11 protein-coding genes and 1 pseudogene are annotated in these 15,526 nt (G+C 72.5%); 4 read left to right on the top strand and 8 right to left on the bottom strand.

What is annotated here, in order from left to right:
• Positions 1 to 52: 52 nt before the first annotated feature.
• The 3 genes from VFZ92_RS12835 to VFZ92_RS12825 form a co-directional block, all read right to left on the bottom strand.
• Entirely contained in the window at positions 53 to 1,792 is a 1,740-nt protein-coding gene (locus VFZ92_RS12835) for a hypothetical protein (RefSeq protein ID WP_330876102.1), read from the bottom strand.
• Positions 1,789 to 3,309 carry a substrate-binding domain-containing protein gene (locus VFZ92_RS12830; protein WP_330876101.1) on the bottom strand — a complete coding sequence of 507 codons (1,521 nt, stop codon included), beginning with the start codon at positions 3,307 to 3,309 and terminating at the stop codon, positions 1,789 to 1,791. Before VFZ92_RS12830 ends, VFZ92_RS12835 begins: the two co-directional genes overlap by 4 nt.
• Before the next feature lie 121 nt (positions 3,310 to 3,430).
• Positions 3,431 to 4,231, bottom strand: coding sequence for a M15 family metallopeptidase (locus VFZ92_RS12825; RefSeq protein WP_330876150.1), 801 nt, complete (start codon positions 4,229 to 4,231; stop codon positions 3,431 to 3,433).
• A gap of 411 nt (positions 4,232 to 4,642) precedes the next feature.
• Here VFZ92_RS12825 and VFZ92_RS12820 point away from each other — a divergent pair, with 411 nt between their 5' ends.
• The gene (locus tag VFZ92_RS12820) at positions 4,643 to 4,792 is read left to right on the top strand and encodes a hypothetical protein (protein ID WP_330876100.1); all 150 of its coding nucleotides are present in this window, start codon (positions 4,643 to 4,645) and stop codon (positions 4,790 to 4,792) included.
• Between the two features lie 46 nt (positions 4,793 to 4,838).
• On the opposite strand, the gene VFZ92_RS12815 is transcribed toward VFZ92_RS12820, so the two are convergent.
• Positions 4,839 to 6,278, bottom strand: coding sequence for a trypsin-like serine protease (locus tag VFZ92_RS12815; protein ID WP_330876099.1), 1,440 nt, complete (start codon positions 6,276 to 6,278; stop codon positions 4,839 to 4,841).
• Positions 6,279 to 6,552: 274 nt separating this feature from the next.
• Complete coding sequence (locus tag VFZ92_RS12810) at positions 6,553 to 7,608, bottom strand: YafY family protein (protein ID WP_330876098.1); 1,056 nt, start codon at positions 7,606 to 7,608, stop codon at positions 6,553 to 6,555.
• Between the two features lie 87 nt (positions 7,609 to 7,695).
• On the opposite strand from VFZ92_RS12810, the gene VFZ92_RS12805 reads away from it, so the two are divergent.
• Entirely contained in the window at positions 7,696 to 8,112 is a 417-nt protein-coding gene (locus tag VFZ92_RS12805; protein WP_330876097.1) for a VOC family protein, read from the top strand.
• Positions 8,113 to 8,218: 106 nt separating this feature from the next.
• Here VFZ92_RS12805 and VFZ92_RS12800 read toward each other — a convergent pair whose 3' ends face one another.
• Entirely contained in the window at positions 8,219 to 9,715 is a 1,497-nt protein-coding gene (locus VFZ92_RS12800; RefSeq protein WP_330876149.1) for a tannase/feruloyl esterase family alpha/beta hydrolase, read from the bottom strand.
• Between the two features lie 188 nt (positions 9,716 to 9,903).
• Positions 9,904 to 11,292, bottom strand: coding sequence for an MFS transporter (locus VFZ92_RS12795; RefSeq protein WP_330876096.1), 1,389 nt, complete (start codon positions 11,290 to 11,292; stop codon positions 9,904 to 9,906).
• A 143-nt stretch (positions 11,293 to 11,435) separates the two neighbouring features.
• Between VFZ92_RS12795 and VFZ92_RS12790 the strand changes: the two genes are divergently transcribed.
• The gene (locus tag VFZ92_RS12790) at positions 11,436 to 13,217 is read left to right on the top strand and encodes a helix-turn-helix domain-containing protein (RefSeq protein ID WP_330876095.1); all 1,782 of its coding nucleotides are present in this window, start codon (positions 11,436 to 11,438) and stop codon (positions 13,215 to 13,217) included.
• 10 nt (positions 13,218 to 13,227) lie between these two features.
• On the opposite strand, the gene VFZ92_RS12785 is transcribed toward VFZ92_RS12790, so the two are convergent.
• Positions 13,228 to 14,859, bottom strand: a complete 1,632-nt coding sequence (locus VFZ92_RS12785) for a long-chain fatty acid--CoA ligase (RefSeq protein ID WP_330876094.1) — start codon at positions 14,857 to 14,859, stop codon at positions 13,228 to 13,230.
• 243 nt (positions 14,860 to 15,102) lie between these two features.
• On the opposite strand from VFZ92_RS12785, the pseudogene VFZ92_RS12780 reads away from it, so the two are divergent.
• Positions 15,103 to 15,526, top strand: a pseudogene (locus tag VFZ92_RS12780) (ABC transporter ATP-binding protein); the annotation flags it as partial.

Below are 15,526 nucleotides of genomic sequence, written 5' to 3'. Positions count from 1 at the left end.
CTTCGGCGGCCGAAGGCGCGGCGGAGGTCGCCGGTCGAGGCACTGCGTCGGGTCATGTCCTGGGGGAACCTATCCGGACGTCCACCACGCACATCGGGTCGACCTCCGTACGGCGGTTGACCTCCAGCCGGTCGGAGCCGCCGTTCACGACGACGTACAGCACGTGCAGGCCCTCGGCGAAGTTCACCTCCTGCACGGACGTTCCCAGACCGAGCCGCACCGGGCCCGCGCTGGAGGTGTAGTACTCCACCCGCAGCAGCCGTCTGCCCTCCACCCTGCTGCTCAACGGAATCGTCACGACCTGGCCGCCCACCGGCCAGCCGCAGTCGGCGACCGGTCCCTTCCTGCCGATGACCGGGTCCCCGACGCCGGTGATCCGGTGCGGCGACCCGTCGTCGTCCAGCAGGAACATCTCCTCGGCGGGCTGGTCGAACTTCGGCCGCTGCGGGAGCAGGCCGACCACCCTGGACGCCTTGCCGTCCTCGACGAGCCACACCGACATGACCGCGTCGGGGACCTGCGTGTCGTAGAGCGCCATCGACGGGTTCGCCGCCAGCGCGGCCCGCGCGGTGCTGACGTACTGCGCCGACCTGGTGAACTGGAGACCGGGCGCGAGCCACAGGAAGCTGAACGTGGCGCTGATCCCGAGCACCGCCACCAGACCGAGCGCGGCGGATCGCCCGAGGCCGCCGGTGCGCTCGCCGGGGTCGAGGAACGCGAACGTCGCGCAGAGCACGGCGATCGGCACGGCGTCGGCGATGTAGCGGGGGTCGTTGCCGATCAGCGGTCCGATCTCGGGCAGCCTGGTCACGATCACCAGCCCCAGGTCGACCGCGAGGTACCCGGCCAGCATCAGCCACGCCAGTCCCGCGCGCCTCGGTGCCCCGACCAGCGCGACGACGAGCACCGCCACGGCCACCGCGGCCACGGCGAGGCGCAGCCACAGCGGTGACGTCGAGATGGTGGCACCGGCCGAGGGAGCGGTCCACGGGCCGCCGAACAGCCCCGGCAGGAACGTGTTCAGCACCGCGTTGCCGGTGAACTCCGCGATGAAGTCCGCCGACGGCAGGTCGTTCTTGACGCGGCTCGTGGTCAGGGCGACGAAGAGGACGGCGAACCCGGCCACGACGCCGCCGTGCGCGAACCACACCCACCTCGGGACCCGTTCGCCCAGCAGGAGCGTGAGCCCGAACAGCACGGCGACGACCAGCGCTGCCTTCTCGTAGAAGGCCATGCCCGCGACGATCCACAGCAGGGTCGGGACGACCTGCTTCGGCGCGCGGGTGCGCAGGTAGGTCAGGTGCGCGTTGATCGCGCCGAACACGGTCAGCAGCAACGGGAACAATTGCACGCCGTAGGCCCACCACAGCGTGGGGTAGAGGACCAGCGGGGAGAACGCGTACACCGCGAACGCCGGCAGCAGCGCCCAGCGCGACCCGAAGCACCGCGTCAGCACCCGCCAGAACAGCACGGACGCCACCGCCTGCACGACGAGCAGCGGGAGCACGGCGAACACGTGGCTCAGCGGCGCGACCGCGGTGACGAACCACGCCAGCAGGAACATGCCCGGCGCCAGGTGGCCGCTGTAGTCCTGGAAGAGGTAGTCGAGGTCGAACGGGCCGTGCGCCGCGGCCCGGTGCAGGATCACGAAGTCGTCGTGTCCGAAGTAGCCGGTGAGGGCCATCCACGCGTGCAGCGCGAACGGCACGACGCCGACCGCGACCGCGGCCAGGACGACGGGGCGCGGCCGGGCCAGGACGATCTGCGGTTCCTCGGTGGTCGTGGTGGTCACGTTTCCAGCAACCTCCCCATCGCGGCGTAGAACACGTCGACGATCTTGGTCGGGTCCGGGGTGGTGTAGGCGTCTCCACCGGTCGCCTGCGAGATCGTCCGCAGCTCGACCGGGTCGATGTCCGGGCCGATCCCGATCCCGATGACCTGGAGCGGTCGTTTCGGGTCCTGGAGCTCGGCCAGCCTGGCGAGCAGTTCCTCCTGCGTGATGCCCGAGGGGTCCTCGTTCTTGCCGTCGGTGAGCACCACGACCAGGTTGATCCGGCCGGGCTCCCAGTTCTCCCGCGCCGAGGTGTAGGCCGCCAGCACCGAGTCGTACAGGCCGGTGGCGCCGTTGGGGATCGCCCTGACCCGGCGGAGCTGGTCGAGCGAGCCGTCGGTCAGCTGCTCGCCCACCGGCCGCACGGGCAGCAGTTCCTGGTGGTCCCGTGCGCCGTCGAGGTTCGTGGAGAACCGCCACAGGCCGACCTTGGTGGTGGGCTTGAACAGCCTGATGCCCAACTCGGCGGCCTGGATGGTGAGCGTCATCCGGTTGGCGTCGGCCTCGGGAACGGCCTGCGCCATCGACCCGGACACGTCCAGCAGCACCTGCATCCGGGCGCTGCGGTTGACCGCCGCCCACTGGTTGAGCAACTGGTCGGGGTCGGCGGGCGGCGCGACCGGCCGCACCGCGGGGGCGGTGGTCCCCCCGAGCGGCAGGCCGTCGGGCGCGCGCAGCCCGGCCTCGGTGAACGGCCCCGCCGAGGACTGGTCGAGCAGGCGGCTCAGGAGTTGTTGCGCCGCATCGCGTTTCGCTTGGTCGGAGCCGGGAAGGACGACGTACGGGTAGTCCAGCGACGGCACGGCGGGATCGGCGTACACCCCGACCAGGCCGTGCTCGGCCAGGGCCGACTCCGGGGTCACGACGCCGTCCAGCCGCCGCGCGGGGTCGAACAGCTCGGCGGGCCGCTGGACGGTGTTCCTGGTGAGCTTGCGCAGCATCAGCGCGTAGGACGCGGCGGGGTCCGGGGCCGACGCGGTCAGCTCGCCGGTGCCGATCAACGCCGACAGACCGGTCGGGTCGACGGCCGGGTCGACGAACCCGAGCGCGGTCTCGCCGCTGAACACCTGCGCCCACGTCGGAGCCCGAGCGGGCCAGCCGAACTGCCGCGCGGCCGTCTCGGTCAGCCCCAGCACGACGGGGGAGGACGCGATCGACGGACCGGTGACGGGGATGTTCCACGCACCCCCGCGCTGGGCGCGCAGCAGCCACAGGGACGACTCGGGGATCCACACGTCCGGCTTGACGGCCGCGAGGGTCTCGACCGCTTCGGCGGACTCCCTCGACACCACCTCGACCCGGTAGCACGGGTCGCCGCCCTGCTCGGACACGCGGGCCACGGCCGGGGCGACGTCCGGCGCGGCGACGACGCTGAGCGCGGTGACCGCGTCGCAGTCCGACGCGGAGAGCCGGTCGTGCAGGTAGTCGAAACCGAACCACCCGGCGAGCGACAGCACGAGCAGGATGCTCAGGACCACCACCGGTGGGTCCGAACGCCGAGCCACAGCACCAACCCCCCGTCGCCGCTGACCGGTCGGGCCAGAGTAGGCGAAACCGCCCGGCAAACCGAGGGGTCGCCGGGCAGCCGTGTTCGATCCGTCACCCGCGGTCCGCCGCACGCCCGCCCACCGACGAGCGGGCCACGGGGAAGTCGAAGTAGGTGTCGGGGAACGGTTCGCCGCGCAGGGTGAAGTGCCACCACTCCTCGGCCAGGTTGGTGAAGCCCGCCGCGTCCATGGCGGTCACGAGCAGGTCGCGGTTCTGCCGCGCGACACCGGTGACCCGCGGGTCGGCGGTGTGGGAGAGGGTGTCGAAGCAGTCGTACCCCGTGCCCATGTCGACGGTGTTGTCCGGGAAGCGCTCGCCCACCGGCGCGTAGCAGGGCGTCAGGGGTTCGCCGGGCACGTACGGCCGCTGCGGGGCCGGGGGCAGCCGCACCAGCGTGACGTCGAGCGTGCTGCCGCGGCTGTGCCCGGAGCGCTCGGCGATGTAGCCGTCGAGGAACAGCCTGGTCTTGTCGACGCGCGGGTAGAACTCGGCCTTCGTCGTGGTGTCGTCGAGGTCCTCGGCCCAGCGCACGAAGTGGTCGACGGCCCGCTGCGGGCGGTAGCAGTCGTAGACCTTCAGGGTCAGGCCGAGCGGGCGCACCCGCCGCTGCACGGTCCGCAGCGCCTTCGCCGCCTGCTTCGTGAGCAGGCAGGTCGGTTCGAGGTAGCCGTCGATCGGGACACCGACGAAGTTGTGGGGTGTGGTGTAGCGGATCTCCTGCACGATCGTCGGGTCGATCGACCTGAGGGTGACGAACCCGGCCCGCCCGGTCTCCGCCGAGGCGGGAGCGGGGACGAGGACGAGGGTCAGCGCGGCCAGCAGGGCGGGCAGGGTTCGGGAACGGCGTCGCATCACGCCAGTGGTTCTACCGCGTGCGACCCGTTCGCGGAACCGCTGGGACGGCGGCTCCCACCGGACGGGTGCACCGGCGGTTCGGCCGTCGGGCCGTTCCGCGTCGCCCGCCCGGCTTGTAGCGTCGAGCGGGAACGAATCGCTTCAATTCGGGCTGCGCTGCCCAGCGGCGCCGCCGAGGCGCAGTACCCCGGTGAGCATCGGGGACGCGTTCACCGCGCACCTGATCAGCCCGGACGGCACGACGTGCGGCAGTGGGCGCCAGGTCGCCGGCATCGTGCCGCAGGCCTTCGGGCTGGTGCCGCCGGAGAACGTCCGCGCGACGCTCGACCACGTCTCGGCGTCCGTCGCCGCGGTCCGGTCGCGTCCGGCTGGCGCGGGACCGACCGCGAGTCCCGCCCGGAGGTGGCGGTGCCGGTCGGCACGACCGCGAGGGTGGAGGTGCCGCTCCAGGGCGACCACCGGCTCAGGGCCACCACGGGAGCCCGACTCGTGCGGGTCGACGACCGCACGGCCGTCCACGACGTGGGATCGGGCCGGTGGACGTTCCGCGTCCGGTGAGGTCGGGGGTGGTGCGCCACCGGGGCGCACCACCCCCGAACCCGTGTCAGCCCTGCGGCGACGTGATCACCGAGAACACCGAGCCCTGGCTCGCGACCCGCTCCCCGAGATCCGTCAGGATCGTGTCCAGGGGCGAGTAGTTGTTCAGCTCACCGGGAGCGCACGGACCGCTGCGCTCCTGCTGGCTGCCCTCCAGGATGCCCAGCCCCGCCCGGTCCACCTCGGTGAACAGCGGACCGCCGCTGTCCCCGGCGCGTGCGCACACGTCGGTGTTGATGCCGACGTCGGTGGACAGGACCTGGCCGCAGTGCGTGCCGGGCTGGTAGCCCGCGCCCGCCCCGCTGTCGACCTCGGCCGGGTGGTCGGCCGCGCTGGAGCCGGAGCCCGCCGCGCACACCACCCAACCGGGGATGATGTCGGCGAGCGGGTGCACCGTGGTGATCTGCTGGGTGGACGGGGTGTCGCACCCGCCCACCCCCTCGCACTTCAGCACGAGGTTGCGCTCCGAGTGCCCCTCCAGCCACTCCTGCGCGGTGGCGTCGTCCACGTAGGGGACGGCCGCGTAGTCGTAGGGGTAGGAGTTCTTCTCGATCCCGTGCTGCGCCACGACGTCGACCCCGTGGTGCTGGGTCGGGGTGTTGTTGGTCTTCGTCGCCATGCAGTGCCCGGCGGTCAGGACCCACGGCTTGCCCGCGAACCCACCACCGGAGGACCGCACGTTGTACCCGACCGTGCACCCGCCCCAGGTTCCGTTGTCCCGCTTCAGGTTCAACCGGATACCACCGCGCATCGGGCCCTGGTCCAGGCACGACAGCGGGTGGCACTGGTCGGGGTCGACCACCTGGGCGGCCAACGGCTTCGGCTCGACGAGCGTGCGCGCCACGACCACACCGGGGTCGGCGGCGACCGCACGACGGGCGGCGTCCGCCTCGGCCGCGGCCGAGGCACCCGCCCGCGCGGGCGAGTCCAGGCGCGTCGTGTCCTGGGCCACCCACTCCCGTTCCCACAGCACCACGCGGTTCTCCGCCTGGCTGATCGCGGGCAGGTACGCCGAGAGCGGCCCGGCGTCGACCTCCTGGGCGACCCGGTCGCGCGCCGCGGTCAGATCGGCGAGGGAGTGCTCCACCCGCTCGGTCGTCACGTGCGCGCGGTCGGCCACGTCGGCCAGGGCACCGGTGGCGGCCGAGGGGTCCTTGAACGACACCCTGAGCACGCCACCGCCGTCCTGGTCGATCCGCATCCCGGCGTAGTTGTCGGGAAAGGCCGTCTTGAACAGCTTGTCCAGGTGCGACGAGACCCGCTGGAGGTCGAGCCGCCGGAGCGCCTCCGCCTGGCTCACGCCGTACCGGTCCACCAGGTACGCGATGGACCCGCGCACCGAATCGGCGGCGACCCCCGGCTGCTGAGCCGTCGCCACCCCCGTCGTGCCTGCGGCGAGCGCGACCACCGCGGAGATGGTGATCGCTGTTTTCCCCGCACTCCGCATGAACGTCCTTTCCGTCCTCGCCGAAGAGCCCTGTCCGCGAGCGGAACCGGATGAACCGAGGAACGAGCACGCATCCGATTCATCACCACTCGCGTGTTCGTGCTCTTCGGTTCCTGTCGAACTCGGCCCGCCGCCCTCCACATGAGACTCCACACCCTGTTCACCGTGCTCGGGTGGGCGGGGGACGGCTGACCGGATGATTCACCAAGCGTCCCGATCTGGCAAGCGTTCCCGGCGGTGAACGGGCGTGGCACGCGAACGTGGCGAATGTGCGTCACATCCCGTCGGCGCACGGTGGTCCTCCCGGCTCCTCCGAGTCGCCGCGGGAGGAACCCGACCCGCCCGACTTCTTCCGGGCGCGCTGGCTCCGGGCCGACCGGACCAGTCGGTCGGCGAACGCCACGACGAGGTCGCGGAGCTCGGCGGGCCGTTCGACGACGAACGGCAGGTCCAGCGACGCCAGCGCGGCGGGCAGCCAGTCGAGCCGTTCGGCGCGCAGTTCGACGAGGGACCACGACCCCGCGCCGCCGGGGGACTCCGTCACGACCGCGACGCTCGCCGGGAGGCGGGCGTGGACCTGCGCGGCGGTCCCCCGGACCCGCACGGTCACCTCGTACCGGTACGCGGCGGTCGCGAGGCTCGTCAGGAGGCGCCGCGCCGGGTCCGGCCCGTCGGGCGGGTCGAACGAGCCCGGCAGGGTCGTCGCGCCCGTGATGCGGTCCAGCCGGAACGTCCGGTCCTCGCCGGTCCCCGGCACGGCACCCGTCACGTACCACCTGCCCGCGTGGGCGACGAGCCCGTGCGGGTGCAGCACGCGTTCGCTGCGCCCGCCGTCGGCGGCGGTGTACCGGATCGACACCGGGCGGTGGTGGCTCACCGCGTCGGCGATCGGCAGCAGGACCGCGGCGTCCGGGGCGGGGTGCTCGTCCGCCGGAGCGGTGAAGGCGAGCGAGCCCAGCACGGCGTCGAGCCTGCGGCCCAGCCGTTCGGGCAGCACGCGGCGGACCTTGGCCGCCGCCGTCTCGCTCGCCGTGCCCGCGGCCGTCGTCAGACCCGCCCGGCGGCCCGCGACCAGGCCGAGCAGCACGGCGAGCGCTTCCTCGTCGCTCAGCATCAGCGGGGGCATCCGGTAGCCCGGCGCGAGCCGGTAGCCGCCGTAGCGACCGCGCACCGACTCGACCGGCACGTCCAGGTCGGTGAGGTGCTGGGCGTACCGCCTCACCGTGCGCTCGTCCACACCGAGCCGGTCGGCGAGTTCGGCCACGGTCCGGAGCCCTCCCGACTGGAGGAGTTCCAGCAGGGCGAGCACGCGGGACACGGGTCGGGTCACCCCCGGAATCCTCCCAGCCGTACCGGGCGGGTTTCGCCCGGTATCCGCTCTAGCGTGCCGGGTGCGACCACTACCGAGGGAGATCCCGTGAACTTCGTGTCCATCCGCGTCATCACCGACGACGTCGCCCGCCTCGTCACCTTCTACGAGCGCGTGACCGGCGTGCGGGCCGACCGGGCCACCGAGGACTTCGCCGAGCTGAGGACCGCCTCGGCCACGCTCGCCATCGCGAGCACCCGCACCGTGCCGCTGTTCGCACCCGGTTCCGCCCGGCCCGCCGACAACCGCAGCGTCGTCGTCGAGTTCCTCGTCGACGACGTGGACGCCGTGCACCGGAACCTGGTCGACGTCGTGGGGGAGTTCGTCACCGAACCCACCACGATGCCCTGGGGCAACCGCGCGCTGCTGTTCCGCGACCCCGACGGCAACCTGGTGAACTTCTTCACGCCCGTCACCCCGGCGGCCGTCGAGAAGTTCTCCGGTGTGGGGCGGGCGGCCTCGTGAGAGGCCACCGAGCGCCCGCTCCCGGCCGTGCGGGGGCTCGGGAGGGGCGGTTCGAGCGGTAGCGCGGTGACCGCGCCCCTGGAGGAGCGCGGTCACCGCACCGGGTTCACCGCACGCAGGTGAAGCTCGACGCGCTGTTCGGGTCGCCCGCGCGGTAGCGGGGCCAGGCCGGGTACTCGCAGAGCGGCCGGGTGCGCCGGTCGTGGTTCGCGTCGACCACGACCGGGTTCGCAGGCGGCTGCCCCCGGTCGACCCAGCGCTCCAGAGCCGAGAGGGAGTCCCAGTTCGCGGCGAACGCCGGCGCGCCGACGTTCGCGTGGTTGGCCCCCGGCACGAGGTAGTACCGCAGGGTCCGGTCGGTCGCGACGGGGCCCAGCAGGTCCCGCACCCGCTGGTAGTAGTCGTTCGTCGACCGGTGGGACACCAGTTCGTCCGCGGCGCCGTGGAGCAGGATCAGCTTGCCGCCCGCGCGGGCGAACGGGCGCAGGTCCACGTCGTTGCGGTCCTGGACGGTGGACAGGTGGCTGATCCGGGCGAGCCACTCGCCGGGGTCGCGGGGATCGACGGCGAGCGAGTCGTGGCCGGGGTCCCGCGTGAGGAAGTGCTTGACCCACTGCTCCCAGTACTGCATCCCGTAGCCGCTCGTCACGGGCATGGGGTTGGCGGGCGCGGTGGTGCCGAACCCGAGGAACGGGGTCCGCATGTCCGCTCCCGAGAGGAACGGGAAGCCGGGGTAGTGCGTCTCGCCGCCGGCGATCCGGTACGGCCACCGGAACGGCGTCGACATCGCGGTCACGGCCCCGACCTGGGCGTCCGACAGGCACGTCGGGCCCGTGTCGAGCCCGTCGGGGCAGCGCAGCGCGCGGGGGTCGAAGTGGCAACCCCGCTGGTTGGAGACGACGCCGTCCTCCACGCCGTCCGAGCCGTCGCACGCGTCGACGACGCTGTCGTACAGCAGCTTCTGCTTCTCGGGACCGGGGAAGGCGCCGGGCCGGGACAGCACCTGCGTCAGGTACCCCAGGTAGAGGACCTCGCTGAGGTTGTTCCAGGCCGGGTAGGCGGAGATCACGCCGTCGAACGCGTGCGGCCACCGGCGGGCGACCTCCAGCGCCTCGCGGCCACCCGTGGAGCCCCCCGCGAAGAACACCTCGACCGGGGCGGAGGCGTAGGCGTGCCGGATGATGAACAGGCTCGCGTCGTGGGTCTTCTTCAGCGCGTCACCGGCGGCGAAGTTCCTCAGCGCCTCGTCGTTCACGCCGAACGACCCGTCGAGCGAGGGGACGGCCGTCGGGCTCTGCTGGTGCCCCGAGTCGCTGGCGAACGTCGCGTACCGCCGGGCCAGGGGCGCGGGCCGGTCGGCCGGGCCGAAGGGCACGGTCATCGTCAGGTCGGGAACGGTGCCGTTGTAGCCGCCGCCGCCGAACATCAGCGCCCTGCGGTTCCAGTCGCGGGGGAGGGCGACCCGCGCCTTGATGGCGGGCGCGGCCGGGTCGACGGGGAGGATGTCGGCGTCGACCTGGCAGTACTCGATCGTCTCGCCGCTGACCACGGCGGTCCTGGTCACGGCCGACCGGACGACGCCCCCGCTGGTCGGCAGGCTCATCACCGACGCCGGGATCCCCAACCCGGCCAGCCCGGCGCACGCGGGCACCGCGGTCGGGGCCACCGCGGCGGCGGGGGCGACGTGGGCGGCGGTCGCCACCAGGACCGCGGCCGCCAGCACGGCGAGCCGACGGGTCCCGGTGCGCGGCGGTGCGGATGTGCTGATCACGCCGGTGTCCTCCTGGGTCTTCAGCGGTAGAGGTGGGTGCCGGGGATGGCGGTCGGGTCCGCGCGGACCTCGGCCGTGTTCGTCTCGGGCAGGAACCACGCGCTGGCGAAGGTGATCAGCCCCATGGCCGCGATGTAGGCGGCGACCGACGCGGTGCTCCCGGTCTTCGCGATGAGCGCCGTCATGAGGAACGGCGTGCCGCCGCTGACGATGATCGCGGAGAGCTGGTAGGACAGCGACGCCCCGGAGTAGCGGACGTTGGGCGCGAACAGCTCACCGAGGTAGGCCGCCATCGGGCCGTAGGTGAGGCACTGGAGCACGAAGCCCACCACCACGGCCACGAAGATCAGCGGCAGCGACGCCGTGTCCACCAGCCCGAAGTACGGGAAGGCCCAGAGCGCGACGCCCAGTCCGCCGATCAGGATCAGCGGCCTGCGGCCCACCCTGTCCGAGAGGTGGCCGGACCAGGGGATGACCACGACCATCGCCACGGAACTGAGCAGCACCACCGCGAGCAGGGCGTTGCGCTGGAGCCCCAGGGAGTTCGTGCCGTAGCTCAGGAGCCCGGCGATGCTGACGTAGAAGAGGCTGTTGGTGGCCGAGAGGAGCCCGCAGCCGAGGAGGATGGTCCGCCACTTGCTCCGGACGACCTTCGCGAGCGGAGCGCGGACCACGGCGGCCTTGGGCGTGGACACCTGCCGCTGCAACTCGCGGAACTCCGGCGTGTCCTCCACCCTGGTCTGGATGTAGAGCACCACCGCGAACATCACGACGCTGACCAGGAACGGGATGCGCCAGCCCCAGCTGAGGAACGCGTCGTTCGGCATCAGGCCGCTGGCCGCGACGAAGATCAGGTTCGAGATGATCACGGCGACGGGAACGCTGGTCTGCCCGAACGTCCCGGCGAAGCCGCGCCGCTTGGGGCTGGCGGACTCGGTGAGCAGGAGCATGATCCCGCCCCACTGGCCGCCCGCCGCGAGCCCCTGGAGGAAGCGCAGCGTGACCAGCAGCGTCGGGGCCAGCGCGCCGACCGACGCCGCGCTGGGCAGGCAGCCGATCAGGAACGTCGCGGCCCCCATGAGCGCCAGGCACGCCACGACGACCGGTTTGCGCCCGTACTTGTCGCCGAAGTGCCCGGCGAGCACCCCGCCGATCGGCCGCGCCACGAAGCCCGCCCAGAAGGTGCTGAAGGCGAGCAGGGTCCCCGTCAGCGCCGAGGAGTTCGGGAAGAACACGCGGGGGAACACCAGCGCGGCCGCGGTGCCGTAGAGGAAGAAGTCGTACCACTCGATCGAGCTGCCGACGAGCCCCGCGGTCAGCAGCTTGCGGAACGCTCGGCTTCGGGTCGCGGGCACGGCGCCGCCGAGGCTGCCGGACTCTTCTTCGGGTTGCGTGAGCGGGGTCGCCATACATGCCGCCTTCGTCGAGAGCACAGGCAGGTGATGACGGTCATGTTAGGGCGCGGTTACGCTGTGGATGAGGTACGCATCACACACGTCTCGTGCCGATCGGTGGGTCTTTCCTCCACCCGACGTCGAAGGAGGGCGGCACCGTGGCCGAAGATCCCGACGGTGAGGTGGAGTCGCGCGCCCTCGTGCGCCGCCAGCGCGAACTGGCGTCGCTGTACGCGACCGCCAAGTCCCTGACCGCGCTGGGCGAGCTGGACGACGTGCTCCAGTCGATCGTCCACCACGCCCACGAGCTGATCGGCACGGACTTCACCTACCTCTCGCTGGTCGGCGCGGACGGCAAGCTGTCGGCCAGGGCGTCGGAGGGCACGATCTCCGCCTCCTTCCTCACGGCGTGCATCCCGGTCGGCGTGGGGCTCGGCGGCAAGGTGCTGGCGTCGCGGAGCCCGCACTGGGTGCGCGACTACGCCGCCTCGACGCTCATCGACCACGACCCGAACTTCGACCGCCTCGTCACCACGGAGGCGCTCGTCGCGCTCCTCGGTGTGCCGCTGGTGATCCGGGGCGAGGCGGTGGGCGCGCTGTTCGCCGCCGACCGCTCGGAGCGGTCCTTCCAGCCCGGTGAGATCGCGCTGCTGAGCGCGTTCGCCGACCACGCCGCCGTCGCGCTCGACAACGCCCGCCTCTACGAGGAGAGCCGGGACGCCCTGCGGGAGCTGAGGGTCGCCTACCGGCGGATCGAGGAGCACGTGGCCGTCGTGGAGCGGGCGCAGGCGATCCACGAGGCGCTGACCGGTGCCGTGCTGGGCGGCGGGTCACCGGGGGACGTCGCGCAGCTCCTCGCCGACCAGCTCGGCGGGAGCGTCACGCTCCTCGACCGCGGCGGTGCGCCCGACCTCCGCCGGGATTCGGCGTCGAGCCCGTGCGGCGCCCCGGCCGAGGGCGACCTCGCGGACGCCGTCGAGAGGGCGCGCCGCTCGGGCCGCTGCACCACCTCGATCGACGCCGACGGGATCGCCCGCAGCGTCGCCGCGATCCAGGCGGGCGACAGCCACCTCGGCGCGCTGGCGTGGAGCCGGGAGTCGGCCCCGGACGACGTGGACCTGCGCACCCTCGAACGGGCCACCCACATCCTGGGGCTGCTCATCCTCAAGGAGCAGGCCGTCGCCGAGGCCAGCGAACGGCTGAGCGGCGAACTCCTGACCGAACTGATGGTCGGCAGCCCAGGGATCAGCCCCGCCCAGCGCGTCCGCACCAGGGCCCGCGGCATCGACGCCGACCGCCTGGACCTGGTCCTCGTGGCGGACTCGCCCACGCTGTCGTCCACCGACCTCTCGCGCCACCTGCACGACATCGCCCGCGAGCGCGCGGGCTTGGCGGGCGAGCACCTGGGCAGGGCGACGATGATCCTGCACAGCGCCGACGACGACCGGACCGTCCAGGAGGTCCACCAGCGCCTGCGCCGCACCTCGGGCGCCCCCGTCGTGGTCGTGGGGGAGCGGGCCGTTCACCACGACTGGGCGCGCGCGTTCGCCCTGGCGGGCCGCTGCGGGGCCGTCGCGCGGGCGCTCGGCCACACCGACCTGGGCACCACCACGGGCCGGTACGCCCTGTACGCCACGGTCTTCGACCCCGAACGGGTCCACGAACTCGACCGCTTCCTCGCCGACTCCATCGGCCCGCTCCTGGACCACGACCAGCGGCGCGGCTCGAACCTCGTGGACACCCTCGGTGCGTTCTACCTGCACCGAGCGAACGTCGCGGCGACGGCCAGGGCGTTGCACCTGCACGTGAACACGTTGATCAAGCGGTTGGACCGTGCGGGCGTGGTTCTCGGTGTGGATTGGCGCCAGGACAACGACCTGGAACTGCGGCTCGGGTTGAGGTTGCACCAGTTGAGGGTGGCTGCGGCTGGGTCGGCCTGAGCCGTGCGGTTCAGGCGATGCGGGCGGAGTCGCGCAGGGTGGTCTTCGACAGCTTGCCGGTGCCCGTCTTGGGCAGCGAGTCGAGGAAGACGAACTCGTCGGGCAGCCACCACTTCGCGACCATCGGCGTGATGTGCCGCAGGAGATCCTCGGCCGTGGTGGTGCTGCCGTCGCGCACGACGACGTAGGCGACGGGCCGCTCCACCCACCGCGGGTCGGGGCGGGCGACCACCGCCACCTCGACGACGTCGGGGTGCGAGACGATGGCGGCCTCCAACTCCACCGAGGAGATCCACTCGCCCCCGGACTTGATCAGGTCCTTGATCCGGTCCACGAGCCGCAGGTAGCCCTCGGCGTCGAGGGTGGCCAGGTCGCCGGTGCGCAGCCAGCCGTCGGCGGTGAAGCTCTCGGCGGCGTCCACCCGGAAGTAGCCGCCCGCCACCCACGGGCCCGCCACCTGGAGTTCGCCGACGGCGCGGCCGTCGCGGGGCAGTTCCCGGCCGGTCTCGACGTCGACCACCCGCACGTTCACCAGCGGCAGGGGCTGGCCCTGGGCGGCCCGCACGGCCACCCGCTCGTCCTCGGTGGCGTCCCGGTGCCGGGTGCGGGTGCCGCCGATGGTCCCGACCGGGCTGATCTCCGTCATCCCCCAGGAGTGGGTGATCGGCACCCCGATCACCGCGCGGTAGGTCTCCGACAGCGCGGGGGCGATGGCGGAGCCGCCGCCCAGCAGGAACCGCGTCGCGCTCAGGTCGTAGGACGGCAGCTCCGGCACCAGGCTCGTCCACACCGTCGGGACGGCGCCCGCGACCGTCACCCGCTCGGCCTCCATCAGCCGCAGCAGGTGGGCGGGCTCGGCGGACGCGCCGGGCAGGACCAGCGACGCGCCCGCCATGATCGCGCCGTAGGGCAGGCCCCAGGCGTTGGCGTGGAACATGGGCACGATCGGCATCACCACGTCGCTCTCGCAGATGCCGATGAGACCGGCCGCGAGCGTCCCGAGGCAGTGCAGGACCGTCGACCGGTGGCTGTACAGCACACCCTTGGGCGGTCCGGTCGTCCCGGAGGTGTAGCACAGCCCGGAGGCCAGGTTCTCGTCCGCGAGCGTGAACGCGTCCTCGAACGAGCCCGTGAACGGGGCGCTGGACACCAGCTCGTCGTAGTCCAGGACCCTGGGGTCCACCGGGATCGCCTCGTCGCTGCCGTCGGGCAGCACCACCCAGTACCGCACCCGCGGCAACCGGTCGGCGCTCGGCCAGATCCGCGGGAGCAGGGCGCGGTCGACGAACACCACGTCGTCCTCGGCGTGGTCGGCGATGTACTCCAGGTGCTCCGCCGAGAGCCGGATGTTGATCGAGTGCAGCACCCGCTTGGTGGCGGGCACGGCGAGGTACAGCTCCAGGTGGCGCCTGCTGTTGCTCGCGAACGTGCCGACGCGGGCCCCGACCGGGACGTCGAGGTGGTCCAGCGCGGTGGCCAGGCGCCGGGTGTGGTCGGCCACCTCGGCGTACGTGAGCCGCTCGACGTCCGCCGTCGTGACGAGCTTGTGCGCGTGGAGCCGCTCGGCGCGCTCCAGGACGTGCGCGATGGTGAGCGGCCGCGGCTGCATCAGCCCGTTCACGACGGTGGACTGATCGGGCATGGGCGGTTCTCCTTCGGTACGACGGGGCGGGCGCCCTCTCGACGCGGTGTCGAGCCGGCTGCCGCTAGTCACCATAAATGCGATGCTGGAAGGGAAAGAGGTGGGAAACTGCCACTCATCCGCCTGGTTCGGCGGCGGTTCCCCACACCTCGCGACGGCGGAGCGCGCCCGATATTCGATCGCTGCGACCCGTCCTCCTGCGGCACCATGAAAAGACGCTGAGGTGCTCCCGGAGGGAGTCGGATGGACGCGCCAGGGGCGGGCGAACCCGTCCGCGAGAACGCGGTTCTGCTCGCCCTGCGCCTGTACGGCAGGGAGTTGCGGCGCCACGGGTTCCTCTCCGCGGGCGCCCTCGTCTCGCCGGCGCTGGGCGTCACGTGCCAGCTCTACCTCGCGCCGCTGGCGGTGGGCGCCCTCGTCGGGCACCTCGCGGGCGGTGGGGACACCCGCCTCGGAGCGGTGCTGCCGTACGTGCTGGCCTTCGGCGGCCTCATGCTGCTCTCGGAGGTGTTGTGGCGCATCGGCTTCCACTGCCTCAACCGCGTGGACGGGCGCGGGATCGAGAACCTGTCGGCGTTCGCGGTGGACGAGCTGCTGGGCAAGGACGCGGCGTTCTTCCACGACAACTTCGCCGGGTCGCTCACGAAGCGGTTGCTGAGCTTCGCGT

The organism is Umezawaea sp. (assembly GCF_036375055.1).
In the GTDB taxonomy this organism is placed as follows: domain Bacteria; phylum Actinomycetota; class Actinomycetes; order Mycobacteriales; family Pseudonocardiaceae; genus Umezawaea.
Note: the sequence above shows the minus strand (reverse complement) of the source record. Positions and strands in the feature narration are given on the sequence as shown.